This window comes from Empedobacter sp. UBA7620, assembly GCF_002484185.1.
Lineage (GTDB): Bacteria > Bacteroidota > Bacteroidia > Flavobacteriales > Weeksellaceae > Empedobacter > Empedobacter falsenii_C.
Map to the genome: position 1 here is coordinate 100,437 of NZ_DLJI01000020.1, position 17,268 is coordinate 117,704.

The 17,268-nt window shown below is 30.7% G+C and carries 16 protein-coding genes; 13 read left to right on the forward strand and 3 right to left on the reverse strand.

The window, feature by feature from the left end:
* The 3 genes from B2217_RS03830 to B2217_RS03840 all read left to right on the forward strand — a co-directional run bounded on the left by B2217_RS03830 (position 1) and on the right by B2217_RS03840 (position 4,590).
* A complete protein-coding gene (locus B2217_RS03830) occupies positions 1-1,191 on the forward strand; it encodes a phosphoglycerate kinase (protein WP_291122112.1) in 1,191 nt (396 codons plus the stop codon).
* A gap of 489 nt (positions 1,192-1,680) precedes the next feature.
* On the forward strand, positions 1,681-2,832 hold the full coding sequence (locus tag B2217_RS03835) for an ATP-binding cassette domain-containing protein (protein ID WP_291069373.1): 1,152 nt from the start codon (positions 1,681-1,683) through the stop codon (positions 2,830-2,832).
* Between the two features lie 12 nt (positions 2,833-2,844).
* Entirely contained in the window at positions 2,845-4,590 is a 1,746-nt protein-coding gene (locus tag B2217_RS03840; protein ID WP_291069374.1) for a hypothetical protein, read from the forward strand.
* Between the two features lie 222 nt (positions 4,591-4,812).
* Here B2217_RS03840 and B2217_RS03845 read toward each other — a convergent pair whose 3' ends face one another.
* Both B2217_RS03845 and B2217_RS03850 read right to left on the reverse strand, forming a co-directional pair.
* The gene (locus tag B2217_RS03845; RefSeq protein WP_125350800.1) at positions 4,813-5,253 is read right to left on the reverse strand and encodes a hypothetical protein; all 441 of its coding nucleotides are present in this window, start codon (positions 5,251-5,253) and stop codon (positions 4,813-4,815) included.
* Between the two features lie 224 nt (positions 5,254-5,477).
* Positions 5,478-6,068, reverse strand: coding sequence for a hypothetical protein (locus tag B2217_RS03850; protein WP_221855673.1), 591 nt, complete (start codon positions 6,066-6,068; stop codon positions 5,478-5,480).
* A 258-nt stretch (positions 6,069-6,326) separates the two neighbouring features.
* Here B2217_RS03850 and B2217_RS03855 point away from each other — a divergent pair, with 258 nt between their 5' ends.
* From B2217_RS03855 to B2217_RS03885, 7 genes are read left to right on the forward strand one after another with little or no spacing between them, the layout of a single operon-like run.
* On the forward strand, positions 6,327-7,328 hold the full coding sequence (locus B2217_RS03855; protein WP_038336178.1) for an AAA family ATPase: 1,002 nt from the start codon (positions 6,327-6,329) through the stop codon (positions 7,326-7,328).
* Positions 7,329-7,353: 25 nt separating this feature from the next.
* Positions 7,354-8,226, forward strand: coding sequence for a DUF58 domain-containing protein (locus B2217_RS03860; RefSeq protein ID WP_125350567.1), 873 nt, complete (start codon positions 7,354-7,356; stop codon positions 8,224-8,226).
* A complete protein-coding gene (locus tag B2217_RS03865; protein WP_219034077.1) occupies positions 8,226-9,191 on the forward strand; it encodes a BatD family protein in 966 nt (321 codons plus the stop codon). The genes B2217_RS03860 and B2217_RS03865 overlap by 1 nt, the downstream gene beginning before the upstream one ends.
* Before the next feature lie 2 nt (positions 9,192-9,193).
* Positions 9,194-10,210, forward strand: a complete 1,017-nt coding sequence (locus tag B2217_RS03870; RefSeq protein WP_114998629.1) for a vWA domain-containing protein — start codon at positions 9,194-9,196, stop codon at positions 10,208-10,210.
* A complete protein-coding gene (locus B2217_RS03875) occupies positions 10,210-11,220 on the forward strand; it encodes a vWA domain-containing protein (RefSeq protein WP_180905522.1) in 1,011 nt (336 codons plus the stop codon). Before B2217_RS03870 ends, B2217_RS03875 begins: the two co-directional genes overlap by 1 nt.
* A gap of 17 nt (positions 11,221-11,237) precedes the next feature.
* Positions 11,238-12,095, forward strand: coding sequence for a tetratricopeptide repeat protein (locus B2217_RS03880; protein WP_180905521.1), 858 nt, complete (start codon positions 11,238-11,240; stop codon positions 12,093-12,095).
* Positions 12,095-13,888 (forward strand): BatD family protein, encoded by a 1,794-nt coding sequence (locus B2217_RS03885; protein WP_180905520.1) that lies wholly within the window; start codon positions 12,095-12,097, stop codon positions 13,886-13,888. The genes B2217_RS03880 and B2217_RS03885 overlap by 1 nt, the downstream gene beginning before the upstream one ends.
* Positions 13,889-13,958: 70 nt before the next feature.
* On the opposite strand, the gene B2217_RS03890 is transcribed toward B2217_RS03885, so the two are convergent.
* Positions 13,959-14,495, reverse strand: a complete 537-nt coding sequence (locus tag B2217_RS03890) for a hypothetical protein (RefSeq protein ID WP_180905519.1) — start codon at positions 14,493-14,495, stop codon at positions 13,959-13,961.
* Positions 14,496-14,532: 37 nt separating this feature from the next.
* On the opposite strand from B2217_RS03890, the gene B2217_RS03895 reads away from it, so the two are divergent.
* The 3 genes from B2217_RS03895 to B2217_RS03905 all read left to right on the forward strand — a co-directional run bounded on the left by B2217_RS03895 (position 14,533) and on the right by B2217_RS03905 (position 17,262).
* Complete coding sequence (locus tag B2217_RS03895; RefSeq protein ID WP_180905518.1) at positions 14,533-15,270, forward strand: tetratricopeptide repeat protein; 738 nt, start codon at positions 14,533-14,535, stop codon at positions 15,268-15,270.
* Positions 15,271-15,336: 66 nt separating this feature from the next.
* Positions 15,337-16,869: a histidine kinase gene (locus B2217_RS03900; RefSeq protein ID WP_180905517.1), complete on the forward strand. Its 1,533-nt coding sequence runs from the start codon at positions 15,337-15,339 to the stop codon at positions 16,867-16,869.
* Positions 16,870-17,262, forward strand: a complete 393-nt coding sequence (locus B2217_RS03905) for a hypothetical protein (RefSeq protein ID WP_244957985.1) — start codon at positions 16,870-16,872, stop codon at positions 17,260-17,262.
* Positions 17,263-17,268 lie beyond the last annotated feature (6 nt).

Consider the following 17,268-nt stretch of genomic DNA (forward strand, 5'->3'; position numbering starts at 1 on the left):
ATGAAAACAATCAACGACTACAATTTCGAAAACAAGAAAGCATTGATTCGTGTTGACTTCAATGTTCCGCAAGACGAAAATTTAAATGTGACAGATGATACACGTATTAGAGCTGCAAAACCAACGATTGACAAAATATTGAAAGATGGTGGCGCTGTTGTATTAATGAGTCATTTGGGACGTCCTAAAGGCGAATTCAATGATAAATATTCATTAAAACATATTGCATCAAAAGTTTCAGAAATTCTTGGTGTTGATGTGATCGTTGCGAATGATGTTATTGGCGATGATGCGAAACAAAAAGTTAGTAATCTAAAATCAGGCCAAGTTTTATTATTGGAGAATGTTCGTTTCCATAATGAGGAAGAAGCTGGAGATAAAGATTTTGCTAAAGCATTGGCTCAATTTGGAGATATTTATGTGAATGACGCTTTCGGAACAGCACACCGCGCACATGCTTCGACTGCAATTATTGCCGAATTTTTTCCAGAAAATAAATGTTTTGGTTTGTTAATGGAACAAGAATTAACAGCTATTAACAAAGTGTTATCAGACGGAGAAAAACCTGTAACAGCGGTACTTGGAGGTGCTAAAGTATCTTCTAAAATTACAATTATCAACAATATTTTACCAGTTATTGACAACTTGATTATTGGTGGTGGAATGACGTATACATTTGTAAAAGCAAATGGAGGAAAAATCGGAAATTCATTAGTTGAAGATGATAAATTAGATTTAGCGAAAGAAATTTTGGCTGAATGTGAAAAACATAATGTAAAAGTTTATTTACCAGTTGACAATGTAATCGCTGATAATTTCAGTAACGATGCAAATACTCAAACAGTTCCTTCAGATGAAATTCCTGATGGATGGATGGGAATGGATGTTGGTGTAGAATCGTCAAAAGTTTTTGCAGATGTAATTAACAATTCGAAAACAATTCTTTGGAATGGTCCTTTAGGAGTTTTTGAAATGTCAAATTTTGCAAAAGGAACTATAGCTTTGGGTGATGCAATTGCAGAAGCTACTGCAAACGGCGCTTTTTCACTTGTTGGTGGTGGAGATTCTGTTGCTTTCGTAAAACAATTTGGTTACGACGATAAAGTAAGCTACGTTTCTACAGGAGGTGGCGCAATGTTAGAATCGTTGGAAGGTAAAGAATTACCAGGAGTTGCAGCGATTTTAAAATAAGAAAGTGAAAAAAATACTTAAAATAGTAGAAAAATTAAGCCGAGCATTTGCTCGGCTTTTTTTGTGACTTTTAAAGTCATTCTGAACTCGTTTCAAGATCACACCATATGAGAAACTGAGTTTATTTCTTTTTGGTAATTGTTAATAGTAATTGATTGTTATTTAATAAATTAACCACTTTTCAACTGAGTTATAAAAAGAATGTTTATAGCTTGATTAATTACTTAAATTGTTAATAGTAAACTATTTAATATAAATGAATTAAAAAGTTATGAATAGACTTTATTAAAACTTGTGAATAATGATGATTTTAGAACTAAATTGATTCAATAAAGTTAAAATTGTTAATTATAAATATTTGATAAATAATAAATTAAAAAGTAATTAAGATAGTTTATCAAAAATTGTTGAAACTGAAATCTCCCTACAATTAGCCATTTTATTTGTAGAAAAGGATTGTTATATTCGTAATCATTTAATAATCAATATATGAATGAATTTAACCAACGACTAAACGAAGTAGAAAATCATTTGCAGCACAATGATCTTGATTTGGGCTATCGCCGATTAATTGATTGTGTATTGGATTTGGGTGAGAAATCTTTTTACAAAGAGATTATCTCCTATTCGGATCTTTATTACAACGAGAATTCTACGAACGAAAATAAAACAACGCAAGCTTTACAATTGGTGGAAAAGTTGAAACAAGCTTCTCCTCCGCCCTTTCAGAAAGAAGAAACATTGATATCAACCAACAATGTTGAAAAAGCTTATCATCGTCGAAATTTTAAACTTCATCCGATCACTTTTGATTTGAAATTACGAGAAGTTGTTGGATTAGTTGGAGAAAATGGAAATGGAAAAACAACTTTATTACGTTTGATTTGTGGTGAATTGAAACCAACTTCTGGCGAAATAAATTATCATTTTTCTAAAGCAAAACCGTTTAGTTTCGAGCTGAAAACTAAATTGGTTTATGTGCCACAGCGAATTGAGGTTTTATATGGTTCGTTGATGGAAAATCTGCAATTTACCTTGACATGTTATGATATTTACAACGAAGAAAATTGGTTGTTGGCGAATGTTATGTTGGCGCGTTTGGGGCTTTGGCCGTACAAGGATTTGCAATGGCGACAATTGTCGTCTGGTTATAAAATGCGATTCGAGTTGGCGCGAACGTTATTGCGTCGCCCAAAAGTATTGTTGCTAGATGAACCTTTGGCGAATTTGGATATTTTGGCGCAACAAATTATTCTCGAAGATTTGAAATTTTTATCGCAATCTATTCGCAATCCTTTTGGTGTTATTTTGAGTTCTCAACAATTGTACGAAGTTGAAAAAGTATCGACAGAAGTTCTCTTTTTGGAGCAAGGAATGCTTAAAATACAAGGAGATACAAATGATTTGGAAGGTGATTTTACGATTGTTGAAATTGATGTGGAAAACACAAAAGAAGAGTTATTAACAGCTTTATCTAACATCGAAATTAAGCAAATAAAATTCAATGGAGGATCATATATCGCGTATTTTGATGATGAAATTTCGATGAATATGATTCTGTCCGAAATCGGAAAATCATCATTGAAAGTAAAATACATTCGAGATATTTCGAAATCAAGTCGTCGCTTTTTTGTCAATTAAAACTAACCAACTATGTTCAAAAAAATAAATCAAACTTTAATTACAAAATATCCGCTGATTTGGAATCTAAAATTTATTTGGATTTTATTGACGGTTTTAGTTTTCAACTTGATTGCATTTATCAACGGATTTCTATTTATTACTAAAAAATCTCAACTGCAAGAAAGTGGACTTTATGAAGTGTTTTTCAACTCAGGAATTATTATTTATTATCTATTAATTGGTGTTATTATTGGCGTTATTTGGCTGTATTTCTATATTAAAAATAATCGTTTCAAATCTAATTATCCAACTTCGAGAAATTATTTGTTCAAAGAATTTTTGGCCGTTTTCTTCATTATATTTTTGATGTTTTATGTGCCAAATTCGTTCAAAACTGGTCTTAAATTTCGTGTTTCAAATTATATGAGCGAAGAACAGTATTTGAAAGATATCGATATTATAAATAGAACGCAAGGTTTTACGTTGCAACCAAATTTTGGATACGATAATTATTCGAGAAATTTGTCTGTTCCAGCTTTTGATTCGTTGGTTTTGGAAAAAGAAACAAGAGAATTATATGAAAAAAATAAGAGAGAATATTTAAGAAAAAATCCAACATACTCATATGATGCTTTTTTGGATCCGTATTTCAGAAATCCTGAATTTGAAACCTTATTAAGAGATTATTTTCCGGAGCGATTTAGTTATTCTAAAATTAATTTTAATCAAACGTATCAACCTCTAAAAAAGAATAATTCATCTACAGATTCATTTCAAGAAGAAATGGACTATCCTACTACAGCAGCTGTAGATTCAACTTATGCTGTTGTCGATTCTGCTGCAGTATCATTAAATTCTGCTGGAAAACCAGATGTTTATTACAACTTAGCAAGTTTGTATAATTATAGTTTTTTGGTTTTTAACAATCCGAAAGATTCTACTTTAAATCATCAATTTTATGATGAACAATGGATTGCTTTGTTGCAAAAAAATGATCGAAAAGTAATTGAAAATTTATTGAATAATTATACCGATTTATTAAAAAATCAAGAAATTGGTTATCAGTTCAAACATAAAAATTGGATTGATTATTTGCCTCAATATCCATATTATTTCATTGATCATAAATTGAATTATATTGATCCTTATCAAACTGTAGATAAAAAACTGAATGATTATATCAACCAATCAAGTTTAAACAAAGTGTATGAAAATATTGAGTTTTCGAAATATAGTTCCACTTGGTTAGAACATATTCAGTATTATTTACTAATCGCTTTAGTTATTACCGTTCTTATCATTACATTCAGATTTAGTTCGTTCAAAGTTTGGTTAATTTCATTAATTGGCGCAGGAATTTTGGCAATTTTAGGAAGCGTTTTCGGAATTTCTATCGATGCGAGTATTGGTTATACACAATTCACACCTTATATTATTTTATTTGTTTTTTACATTGCATTTATAGTGATTACACTAATTGGCTTACGTTCCAAAAAATATAAAGTTTTGACAGGTGTTAATCTTAATTGGTTTGTTGCGACCAATATTTTTATTGGAATTGTGATGCTTAGTTTTTACACAGATTTGCGTGAAGAAATGTTATATGAAGCAAATAAACATATGAATATTTATGAGTTTAGACAAACAAATAAAGAATTATTGATGTTACAAGAATTTGCAAAAATTTTTCTTTACATCAATCCAATTTTATATTTAATAAGTTTTTATTTCATCATTAATCTTTATAAAAAATGGCAAGCAATGCCAGAAGAATAAAAAAAGAAAAGCGAGCCGATTTAGCTCGCTTTTCACTTGATAATTGAATGAAAATGAATTTTAAAAACTACTTTAAAAAAACTTACTTATGAAATAAAATAACACATTGTGCTATTCAATAATAATTTTAAAACTCATACAAATTTTAAAATATTCTTTCAAAATTTAAATTAATAGAGGTTAACCATCAAAATTTATAGGTTAACCCTATTTTTTATGATTTTATGCACATTTAGACGAAGGTCTATTTCCTTTTGCATCACGTTTTTTGTGCATACTAAATTTATCAGATTTCATACGTTTTTCACGATCTTGTTTGTATTGATTGAACTGATTTTTGTCTAAAATTTTCTCTAATTTAATATCAAAATCGTTTGTACCTTTTTCTGGTCGAGAACCTCTTTCTCCTTTTTGAGTAGAATTTTTGTCTCTGTTCGCAAATTCTTTTTTCATGTCAGAATCTCTACTTTCTAACAACGATTTTACTTTTTTCTTTTGAGTAGAACTCAAATTATATTGATCAAATTTTTTTAATTGTTGATCTACAGTTGGGCGTTCTCTTTGCTCTTTTCTATTTCCAGATCGTTCACCTTGTTGTGGTCTTTGTTGAGCAGAAACTGCCATAACCATCATTATACTTGCTAATAAAAATGCTTTTTTCATAATCTATGTTTTTGTTTACAACTAAATGTTAGAATTATATTCTTTTCATTTTTCTTGAAACAAAGTTGCAACACAAAAAAAAGACGTCAAAAATATTGAGGTAAACGAGTGTTAAGTATCGGTGAAATCAAGGATTTATTAAATTTTTTAACAAAGTTGTCAAATTTATTGAATAAAAAAATCCATTCTTTATCGAATGGATTTTGATGTATTTTTTTGAAAAATTATTTCAATTCTTTTCCTAATAATTTTCCAGTTGATTCGTAAGCAGAAGCAATTCGACCGTATTCCATAACAAAATCATTTTTACCCGAAGTTCCTTTTACTTTATCCGATTTTATAGAAAGTAAAATGTTAGAAGGATTTGCAGTTTCAACAAAATTTAAAGTTGTGCTTAGTTTTGCTGGTTCAATAGCTATACCAGCATGATAACCAGGATAAATCCATTCAGAATTGATAATCAAAGTATATTTTGCAGCTGGATTTTTTACAAAATTTAATTTTTTAGATTTAGTAGTTCCTTTTATAAATTTATCCAAAAAAGTAACATTTCTATTTTCATTCCAATCTGCAAGCCATTGTTTCCAATAATTTTCTCCTCTTTTCGGATTATTTAAAACATCTTTTTCACGTTTCTCTAAATATTCAGTTTCAGTTTTATTTTCATCATAAAATTTAACATCATCAAATAATAGTTGAACATTAATTTCTTTTTGATCTTTTAAAAAATCAGTGTTTCCAGATACAACCTGAATCTTTTGAGCAAAAGTTAAAATGCTTGTTATAAAGCAAATCATCAGTAAATAATTCTTCATACAGTATTGTTTTTCAGTAAAAATATAAATATTCTTTAAATAGTTATTGTATAATCATTTAAAGAAATATTATTTGGAAACGTTTATTGTTTATAAATAGTTTGTAAGTCTTGGAAAAATTTTACTGAAAATAATAATCAAAACGTTTGGTACACTACTTTTGTCTTAACAAAGTTTAACAATATTGTATGAAAGTTTTAATTTCTAAATCAATTGTATTTGTTAATTTTAGAGGAAATTTGAATCAATAATATAAACATTAATTTCAACGAAATTTTGGATATACAACAACTAAACCAACAAATAGAAGCAAAAAGCGAAAGCATTGCAAGGTTGACATCGGAAATAAATAAAGCGATTATTGGACAAGAAAAAATGATTGAAAGTCTATTAATCGGATTACTTGGAAATGGACACGTTTTATTAGAAGGTGTTCCTGGATTAGCAAAAACATTGGCGATTAAAACATTATCTGATGCTGTTGATGGATCTTTTTCTCGTATACAATTTACACCAGATTTGTTACCTGCCGATGTTGTGGGAACACTTATTTACAATGTAAAAGAAAACGATTTTAGAATCAAAAAAGGACCAATATTCGCCAATTTTGTTTTAGCTGATGAGATTAACCGTTCGCCTGCAAAAGTACAATCTGCCTTGTTAGAAGCAATGCAAGAGCGTCAAGTAACAATTGGTGATGAAACGTATCCGTTACAAAAACCTTTCTTGGTTTTGGCAACTCAAAATCCAGTGGAACAAGAAGGAACTTATCCTTTGCCAGAAGCGCAAGTTGACCGTTTTATGTTGAAAACTGTAATTACTTATCCGGAATTTGAAGCAGAACGTTTGATTTTAAGAAATTCGATTAATCAATCTTTTCCAAAAATTGAGAAAGTAATTTCTATTCAAGAATTGTTGGATGCGCGCGAAATGGTGAAACAAGTTTATATGGACGAAAAAATTGAAAAATATATTTTGGATATTATTTTCGCAACTCGTTTTCCAGAAAAAGTTGGATTAGAAAAATTGGTTCCAATGATTTCGTTTGGTTCTTCACCTCGTGGATCAATCAATTTGGCACAAGCTTCTAAAGTGTATGCATTTTTACGTAAACGCGCTTATGTTATTCCAGATGATGTGCGTGCAATGGCAAAAGATGTGTTGCGTCATCGTATCGGAATTAGCTACGAAGCAGAAGCAGAAAATGTTACGCCAGAAGAAATTATCGACAATATTCTTAATGTTGTTCCAGTTCCTTAAACCATTATTCAAAATCATTTAAACTTTGGATGCAAAAGAAATCATCAAACGTGTAAAACGTATTGAGCTAAAAAGCAAGCGTAAAGCGAGTAACCTTTTTATGGGTGAATATCACAGTTCATTCAAAGGAAGAGGTATGATTTTTAGTGAAATTCGTCCTTATCAATACGGTGATGACGTTCGTAATATAGACTGGAATAAAACGGCTCGATACAGCGAACCTTATGTAAAAGTTTTTGAAGAAGAACGAGAATTAACCATGTTTTTATTGGTTGATGTTTCGAATTCTGAAAACTTTGGAACACGAAAACAAATTAAAATGGAAACAATTGCTGAATTGAGCGCTACATTGGCTTTTTCGGCAATTACTTATAATGATAAAGTTGGTTTGATATTATATTCGGATCAAGTGGAGAAATTTATTCCACCCAAAAAAGGAAAACAACATGTGTTGCGTTTGGTGAGAGAAATTGTTTCGTATGAGCCAAAAAGTAAGAAAACTGATTTAGCAGAGACTTTGGAAACATTTATGAATTTGGTTCGCCGAAAATCAAATGTTTTTATTCTTTCAGATTTTATTGATTCGTCTGATTATGAAAAAGCGTTGCGAATCGTAGCAAAAAAACATGATGTGACTGGAATTAGAGTTTATGATGAAAAAGAACAATCTTTTCCAGATGTAGGTTTGGTTCATGTGCAAGATAACGAAACAGGCGAAATCCGCTTGATAGATACTTCATCGAAGAAATTGCGTCAACAATATGCGCAATATTATCGTGATTTAGATCAACGTTATCAATCTATTTTCAAGAAAAATCATTCAGGCGCAATCAGTATTCGTACCGACGAAGATTATGTTCGCCCATTGTTAAACTACTTTAAAAGTCATAAAGCCTAATGAAGAATTTATTGCTTTTAGTAAGTTTTTTTATCCTTCAATTTTCGTTTGCGCAAGAAATTACGCCAAAATTAGATCGCACGACAATCAAAATTGGCGAGCCAATCCAATATGAAGTAAAAATTGATTACAAAGAAGGAGATAAAGTTGTATTTCCTACGATTTCAGATTCAATTAATCATCACATCGAAGTTTTAGGTCAAAAAATTGACACGGTAAAAACGGATGGAAAATCTGAAATTGTTCAACATTTAGAATTGACTGGATATGATGCAGGGAAATTTAATATTCCATCATTTATCATTCAGAAAAATGGAAAAGATTTAACAACAAAACAACTCGAAATTGATATTCAAGATATTGCAATTGATACAACGAAAAATGCAATTTTCCAGATAAAACCTGTGATGGAAGAAGAATATTCTATTGGAGATTATTGGAATAAATATTGGTTGTACGGCATTATTGCGTTGATTTTATTTATCATCGGAATTGTTTTGGTTGTATTATATGTTCGCGCAAAATCGAAATTATCTGGCAAAGATTCGTACAAAACGCCTTATGACGAAGCGAAAGCAAGTCTGAAAGCGTTGGATGCCAAGAAATATTTGAAACGAGGCGAACAAAAAGAATATTACACGCAATTATCATTTATTGTAAGACGATATTTAGGACGTATTTATAACTTTTCTGCATTAGAAATTTTGTCGGATGATTTAGTAAAATATGTTGCGACAAAACCAGATGTTTTACCAGAAGATGTACAGAAATTTAAACAATTTTTGTTCGATGCTGATTTGGTAAAATTCGCCAAACAAGAATTTGATGAACCAACAAATATTTCGCATCGAAATTGGGTAGATGAATTTGTAGATCGTGTAAAACCATTAGAAATTCCGGAGAACGAAGATTTGAAAAAAGATCAAGTGACGGGAGAAAAATATAAACAGTTTAATAACAATTAGGAATGCTAAATTTTGAGTTTCAAAATCCTTGGATCTTACTCTTATTGCTTGCTTTGCCTTTCTTTATTTTCAGAGAAATTCGCAAAACGAGCCAGAAAAAAGCATCCTTAAAATTACCTTCGCTCAAAGCATTTGGAGGTGCAAAAAGTTCGTTAGCGACGTACAAACCACTTTTATTTTTGATGCGAATTATCGCAATGGCTTTGTGCATTGTTGCCTTGGCTCGTCCACGTTATGTAGATGTTACAACAAAAGTAAAATCGGACGAAGGAGTTGATATTTTATTGACTGTAGATACTTCGTTGAGTATGTTAGCACGCGATTTGAAACCAGATCGTTTAACAGCGTTAAAAGAAGTTGCAAAAGACTTTTCAATTGGAAGAAAAACGGACAGAGTTGGTTTGGTCGAATATTCTGGAGAAGCTTTGACACGTGTTCCATTAACAACAGATCGTGATGTTTTGACGCAAGAAATCGAAATGTTACATTCAGGTAGTTTAGCTGATGGAACAGCAATTGGAGTTGGTTTAGCAACAGCTGTTAATCATCTCAAAAATAGTAAGGCAAAATCTAAAGTAGTTATTTTGATTACAGATGGTGTTGAAAGTGTAAATCCTTCTGGAGATTTAATGTATGTTTCGCCAAGACAAGCTGCTGATATTGCAGCTGAAAAGGGAATTAAAGTATATACAATCGGTATTGGGACAAACGGAATGGCACCTATGCCTTATGGTTACGATATGTTAGGTGATTATGTTTTTGATATGCGTCCTGTACAAATTGATGAAAAATTGTTAGAACAAATTGCTGATAAAACGGGAGGTTTATATTTCCGAGCAACGAATAATGAAAGTTTGAAAAATATTTATAACGAAATTGATAAACTTGAAAAAACAGAAATTAACGAAGTCAAATATTATAATTATACCGAATTGTTTGCACGATTCTTATTACCTGCATTCATCCTTTTGGTATTAGAAGCCATTTTACGAAGAACCGTTTTTAAAGAATTAATCTAATGCAGTGGGGAGAATTACATAATATTTGGTTGATGATTTTATTGTTTGTCGTTATTTTTCTATCGATAACAGTATTTCAATGGCGCGAACGTGTAAAGAAAACATTTGCAGATAAAGAACTGTTTCCATTTGTTTTTCCAATCACATCTTCAAAGCGTTATGGTTTCAAAATCATTGCATTTTGTGTGGCTTTATTTTTAATGGTAATTGCATTGATGGACCCACTTTATGGTGAACGAGATGTACAAGTAAAGCGCGAAGGAATTGATATGGTTTTCTTGTTAGATTTATCAAGTTCTATGAATGCACAAGATGTCGCTCCTTCTCGATTAGAAAAAGCAACAAAATTAATCACAGAAACATTACATCAATTAGGTGGAGATCGAGCTTCTTTGGTTGCGTTTGCAGCGAATGCTTACACAATTTCTCCATTGACAAATGATTATGCAGCGATCGAAAGTTATTTGCAAAATGTTAATACTGAGTTAATTTCGAGCCAAGGAACAAATTACTTAAATGCGATTCAGGAAGCTGCAAAAACATTCAAAGGTTCGGCGAATACAAGTAAATTAATTGTATTAATTTCAGATGGAGAAGACAACGAAAATACAGTTAATCAAGCTTCTAAAATAGCAAAAGATAACGGAATTCATATTGTATCAGTTGGTGTTGGAACAGACAAAGGAGCTCCAATTCCGATGTACTACAATGGCTACGCAGAAGACTATAAAAAGGACGAAACAGGTTCTACAGTTATTACAAAATTAGAAGATAAAAATCTTCGCGAATTGGCACAAGATACAAACGGAACTTACATTCATTTGGATAATACACAAGATGCATTATCCGCATTATCAATGTATAAAGCCCGATTAGATAAAAACGAAATTGCTAACTCTACAACAAGAGATATGAATCACGTTTATCAGTGGTTTTTAGCGGTTGCGGTTTGTTTACTTTTTGTGGAATTATTAACATCTGAATATAAGATTTTTAACAAAAAGAAATAGTAAGTTTGTATGGTAAAATGATGTACTTTTTAAAACAAATAGGATTTTTAGGAATAATGCTTTTATCCGTTTTTGGTTATAGCCAATCGAAAGCGAAAAGCTACATTATTGAAGGTAATGAGTATTATCAAAAAGGAAAATTTGATAATGCAGAAGTTGCCTACAAGAAAGCTGCCATGGAAGATCCAACTTCTGTCAAAGCAAATTACAATTTAGGAAATGCCTTATTTCAACAAAAACGCTACAAAGAAAGTATAGCGCATTACAAACGTTCTGCTGAAGTATCTAAAACGAATAATGATAAACATTTGGCTTATCACAATTTGGGAAATGCTTTTATGCAGGAAAAAGATTATCAAAATGCTGTTGATAATTACAAACAAGCCTTACGAAATGATCCAAAAGATGATGCTACACGTTACAATTATGCATTAGCAAAGAAGATGTTAGAAAAAGAACGTGAGAAGCAAAAGGATCAGAATAATAAGGATAATAAAGATCAGAACAAACAAGATCAAAATAATCAGCAAAAACAACAACAGCAGCAAAACAAACAGAATCAGCAAAACCAAAATAACCAAAAGCAGAATCAGAATCAATCTCAACAACAACAATCTGATCAGCAAAAACAGCAAAATCAAGGAGGAAATCCGAAAGCTGGTGGTGAAAATGGAAATAATAAAGGACAAGGAAATAATCAATCTCCAGAAATCAAACAAGGAAATAATGGAGACGGTAAAGAACAAGATAATGCAAAGAATAATTTGGGAGACGGTTTGCTAAAAGCATTGCAAAATCAGGAAGCCAAAACCCAACGAAAAATTATTCAACAAAAAGCAGAAAAACAACGAACAACAACATCTAAGGATTGGTAATGACAACGACAAGCGTTTTAAATAGCTTTTTAGTGTTTGCCTTAACGTCTATCACAGCGTTAGCACAACAAATTTCTTTTAAATCTGATGCAGACAAAACGCAGGTCAGTTTAGGAGAAGCATTTAGCGTGGGCTTTTTTATCGAATCTAATACAGATAGTTATTCGATTGATCAACCAATGAAATATCCTCCACATAATGGATTACAAATTGTAGGTGAACAACGCTCGCAAAATGTTTCTTATGTGAATGGAAAAGGAGTGATAGAAGAAGGAATTATCCTTGCTTTTGTTGCTGAAAAAGAGGGTAAATACCGCATTGGAGCTGCTAAGATTGTAATTAATGGAAAAACCTATACATCGAAACCTGTCGATGTTGTAGTGAAAGGAACGGGATTGACGCACAATAATTTTAGAAGTAATACTTCTCAACCAGTCTTTCTGCAAAGTAAAGTTTCGAAAACGAATCCTTATGTGAATGAACAAGTTGGTTTATCAGTAAAATTATACGTAAAAGATTTATCTTATCTTAATCGTAAACAAAACTTTCGTCAAGGAAATTTAGATGGATTAAGCCCAAAAATAGTTAAAAGTTCTCCCGAAAATATCAAGCAAGAAATTGTAGGAGGAAAACAATATTTCTCTGAAGAAATTGCACGTTATTATGTTTTTCCTCAAAAACCAGGAAAGATAGAAATTGATCCGTTTTCGGTAGATGTCGTTTTGCCAACAACGTATGGAGCTGAGCCTGTAGAAGTGCGTAGTAATCCAGTTGTGATTAATGCAAAAGCGCTTCCAGAAGAAGGAAAACCAAAGAACTTTAGCGGCGCAGTTGGTCAATTTAAAATGAATGCTTCGGTTGATAAAAAAGAAGTTGCTACCAATGAAAGTGTAAATTTTGATGTCGAAATTATTGGAACAGGAAACTTTAATACCATTAATTTACCTGAAATTACAACGCCAAAAAATTTAGAAAAATTTGCGCCGAAAAAACGTGATGCATATAAAACATATGATACAGGAATGAAAGGAAAAGTTGCTGAGCAAACAGTTCTTGTACCAAATTTTGGAGGAGAATATACGATTTCGCCTGTAGAATTTAGTTATTTCGATCCTGTTAAAGAGAAATATGTAACCTTGAAATCAGATTCGATTAATTTGTCTGTTTCAGGTTCTAAAACTTCTTCTGCAACTGCTATGGCATCTAATTCACCAGATTCGACAATTTCTGATAAAATAGAAGAAATGACGAATGATGTAAAAGAAGGAAAAAGCGGTTGGTTGTGGTTAACTGGTGGTGTAATTGCATTGAGTGCCGGAAGTTTATTTTTGATGAGAAAGAAAAATAATTCGACACAAAAACAAACAATTGAACCAAAAATAAAACCTCTTAACGAGCAAAATAATTTTGAATCATATCAACCAAAAACAGAAACCCAAAAGTTTACTTTGGTTGAAAAACCAACGATAAATTCTAGTCAAATTTCTGCTGAATTAGATGAGTTGAAGAAAAAAATAAACGCTGAAGACCAAAAAGATTTTTATCAATTACAAGAAAATATTTTGTGTAATGCAGCGCTATTAAAAACAAATACAGATTTAGCTCATTTTTCTGACGAGATGATTGCAAATAAATTGATTGAAAATGGTGTAAGCGAATTAGCCGTAGAACAATGGAAATTGTTGTTGAATAATGCGCGACAAGCGAAATATGCCTTTGGTGGTTTGCATCAAAATTTAGAAGAAGTTTTCGAAGCAACGCAAAATATTTCCGAAGAATTATTACGAAAATAAATTTCAAGTTTTTTAGATAGTAAAAGGGACAATCTCAGTTTTTGAGTTGTCCCTTTTATTTTGAATATTTTTAAGCTTTACGTCCAACATATTGTATGCCAGAAAGCAACTTTTTTGCATCAACTTTCACTTCACTTCCTTTGATTTCTACTCCGTTTGTTGAGATTTTTCCGTTCGATCCAACTTTAGTTTTCCCTACAGAAACACCATCTTTTCCAACCGAAATATTTTCATAATCTTTTTGACTAATTCCAATGCAATCAACAGGATTATTCGCCGAAATTGTCAATTGATTTTCTTCGTTATCATATATAACACAACCTGTATTGATTTGATAATTCCCGACCAATTGTTTCGGAATTGTATAGATTACTTTTTCGTCACTTGCTAAATAAGAAATCGCATAAATACGCTTGTTTGGAATCAAATGATCGATCCAAATTTTCTTCGAAGATTGTTTGTCTTTTGTTATTTGCACATCATTTTCACTATCGCGCAATTCGTCTGGCGCAGTCAACGCAACTTGGCTGTAACGCCCTGTCACTTGCGCTTTCGTATTACTTGCAAAAGCCGTTACAAGTAAAGTAGCTAAAAAGAGTTTTTTCATATTCGATTGATTTAGTTTTGATTATGTTAATCCAAAAATGAAACCATTTTACAATTCGTCCTCGAAAATTGACAATTCGGTAACATATAATTTCAAACGAAAAGTGTTTGTAAGAACTTTGACTCAACAAATTAAAAAAAAACAAATGATGAAAACAATTTTCTTAACAATCGCAATTTTATTCGCTGTATCAACTTTTGCACAAAAGAATTTTGAATCAGATATGAATAAAACTTTAACGGAATGGAACAAAGGAAATCATTCTTCTGAAGCTAATTTTAAGCAATTAATAAATGATTATCCAAATGAATGGTTACCTAAATATTATTTGACTTTTTCTGAAGTTTTGAAAACTTTCGAATCAAAAGATGTGGATAAAAACGAAGAAATTCTTTCGAATGTAAAAACTCAAATCGATGATCTAGTTAAAAATAATCCATTAAATATAGAAATTCTCAATTTGAAAGCGTTGTATTTAACAGCAGAAATTGTGCAGAATCCAATGCAAAATGGTGCAATTTATTATCCAGAAGTAGTACAAATCTATCAAAAATCGTTGATGTTAAATCCTAGTAATCCGCGTTCTGTTTTAGGTTTGGCTGAGTTTAATATCAATGCTGCAAAATATAGCGGAATGGATATTACACAAGATTGTAAAAATGTAAAAAAATCTTTAGCTTTATTTAATGCTGAAAAGCCAAAAAATAATGAACCGATATGGGGAAAAAATCGTGCCGAAGCCTTGTTGAATAACGAATGTAAAAACGTACTATAATGATAGCTTTAGTTGCACAATTTATTCACGAAATTATTTTTTGGTTAATTAATTTGATTGCTTGATATGGATAAGTATTATAAAGGATATTTGAGATTATTTTCATTTGTATTTTCATTTGCAATTTTAGTATATGTATTTGATTTTAGTACAATTAATTTTCAAAATAATTCAAATTTTGATTTAGGTGTAGAAGTAGGCTTGTTAACAGGAAACTTTCTAAAATTTGTTGCTTTAGGGTTGGTCTTTTTAAAATTCTTAGAAGGAATTATTGTTTCTGACAAAAAGTTAATTGTTCGTAATATTTTGATTCTATTTGTAATCAATGTTTTGATTTATAGCGTGATATTTTTTACATCTCCAAATGTATCATTCAATCAATTTTTTCATCCAGAAGCTATCAAATATTTTATCGGATATTTTTCGTTCAGTGTTGCAGCATCTTTTGTGAATACAAGCATTTTTAATGAATATAGAATAGATGTACCAGATTCGCCTAAACCAGAAAAAGTTTTAAGAAAGTATTTTTTACGTTCTATTATTTATACGTTGGTATTGTATTATGTATTCGTGGAGTTTGCGAATCTCCTTTTGCAGAAATATATTTTTTACGATCAATCGATCAATTATCTTTTAGTTGCAGTTATCACGGTTTTCTTTTTGTTTTTATTCTTTATTATCGATCGAAAGAAAAATAAATTAGAACGTAAAATTGTTATCGAATCAACAAAAGCAGAAACAGCAACTGCACAATTCGAAACCTTAAAAAGTCAATTAGACCCACATTTTTTATTCAATAGTTTGAATGTTTTAACTGGTTTGATTGAAGAAAATCCAGATAATGCGATAGATTTTACAACATCGCTTTCTAAGATTTATCGATATGTTTTAGAACAAAAAGACAAAGAAGTTGTGTCGATTCAAGAAGAAATAAATTTTGCAAAAACCTATGTCAACCTTCTAAAATTAAGATTTGAAAATAGCATCGATTTCGAAATTGAACAAATAACTTTCTCTGAAACCGAATTTATTGTGCCACTTTCTTTGCAGATTTTATTAGAAAATACAATCAAACACAATATTGTATCTGATCAAAAACCTTTGAAAATTAAAATTTATAAAAAAGATAATTATTTGATAATTGAAAATTCTTTCCAACCAAAAGAAACCATTAAAGATTCGACAGGAATTGGGCTGAAAAATATTATTAATCGTTATCAATTAATTTCTAACCGAGAAGTGAACATCGAAAAAAATGAACAACTATTTCGTGTAGAACTTCCCATATTAACACAAAAAAATACAACTATGAATACACAAAATTTTGACGAACAACAAGCTTATTTACGTGCAATAGAGCGTGCAAAAGAATTGAAAAAGTTTTATGCGCATTTAGGAACTTATGTTGTAATGAGTTTATTCTTTTTTATTCTGAATTTAGTTACAAATAATGGACATTGGTGGTTTTATTGGCCAGTTTTAGGTTGGGGATTGGGCGTTGCACTAAATGCTGTAAAAGTTTTTGCGTATGGTTCTGGTTGGGAAGAGAATAAAGCCAAAGAAATCTTGGAAAAAGAGCAAAATAAAAAGTGGCAATAAATGAATTTTATAAATCAAATAAAGCAAACAAATTGGGTTAGAATAATTATTTTTTATGGATTGATATTAATCGGAACTTTTCTGATTCGTAAATGTCCTAATTTTTTACAATTGATTTTTGGAGGTTTAGTCGATTTTCAACTGCCTTGGAATATGAATCATGGGTTGATTATTTTTCTAATTAGTTTACTTTTCTATAAATTCTCTAAAGTTAAAAAAGAAGTCTCTCTTCTAGGAAAAGAAGGTTTCAAAACATTGATTTTTCCATTTATATTACTCGTTGGTTATTCAATTTATGGGATAAATAACGATTACGGAATTAATAAACATTTGTGGGCAGCGATTTTTATTTCTGTTACGTTGCTTTATGATATAATGGAAGAATATACTTGACGAGGT

What these genes read in the sequence shown, in the direction of transcription:
- B2217_RS03830 (WP_291122112.1), top strand. Translation starts at nt 1, where the DNA reads ATGAAAACAATCAACGACTACAATTTCGAAAACAAGAAAGCATTGATT.
- B2217_RS03835 (WP_291069373.1), top strand. Translation starts at nt 1,681, where the DNA reads ATGAATGAATTTAACCAACGACTAAACGAAGTAGAAAATCATTTGCAG.
- B2217_RS03840 (WP_291069374.1), top strand. Translation starts at nt 2,845, where the DNA reads ATGTTCAAAAAAATAAATCAAACTTTAATTACAAAATATCCGCTGATT.
- B2217_RS03845 (WP_125350800.1), bottom strand. Translation starts at nt 5,253, where the DNA reads ATGAAAAAAGCATTTTTATTAGCAAGTATAATGATGGTTATGGCAGTT.
- B2217_RS03850 (WP_221855673.1), bottom strand. Translation starts at nt 6,068, where the DNA reads ATGAAGAATTATTTACTGATGATTTGCTTTATAACAAGCATTTTAACT.
- B2217_RS03865 (WP_219034077.1), top strand. Translation starts at nt 8,226, where the DNA reads ATGAAGAATTTATTGCTTTTAGTAAGTTTTTTTATCCTTCAATTTTCG.
- B2217_RS03870 (WP_114998629.1), top strand. Translation starts at nt 9,194, where the DNA reads ATGCTAAATTTTGAGTTTCAAAATCCTTGGATCTTACTCTTATTGCTT.
- B2217_RS03875 (WP_180905522.1), top strand. Translation starts at nt 10,210, where the DNA reads ATGCAGTGGGGAGAATTACATAATATTTGGTTGATGATTTTATTGTTT.
- B2217_RS03880 (WP_180905521.1), top strand. Translation starts at nt 11,238, where the DNA reads ATGATGTACTTTTTAAAACAAATAGGATTTTTAGGAATAATGCTTTTA.
- B2217_RS03885 (WP_180905520.1), top strand. Translation starts at nt 12,095, where the DNA reads ATGACAACGACAAGCGTTTTAAATAGCTTTTTAGTGTTTGCCTTAACG.
- B2217_RS03890 (WP_180905519.1), bottom strand. Translation starts at nt 14,495, where the DNA reads ATGAAAAAACTCTTTTTAGCTACTTTACTTGTAACGGCTTTTGCAAGT.
- B2217_RS03895 (WP_180905518.1), top strand. Translation starts at nt 14,533, where the DNA reads ATGAAACCATTTTACAATTCGTCCTCGAAAATTGACAATTCGGTAACA.
- B2217_RS03900 (WP_180905517.1), top strand. Translation starts at nt 15,337, where the DNA reads ATGGATAAGTATTATAAAGGATATTTGAGATTATTTTCATTTGTATTT.
- B2217_RS03905 (WP_244957985.1), top strand. Translation starts at nt 16,870, where the DNA reads ATGAATTTTATAAATCAAATAAAGCAAACAAATTGGGTTAGAATAATT.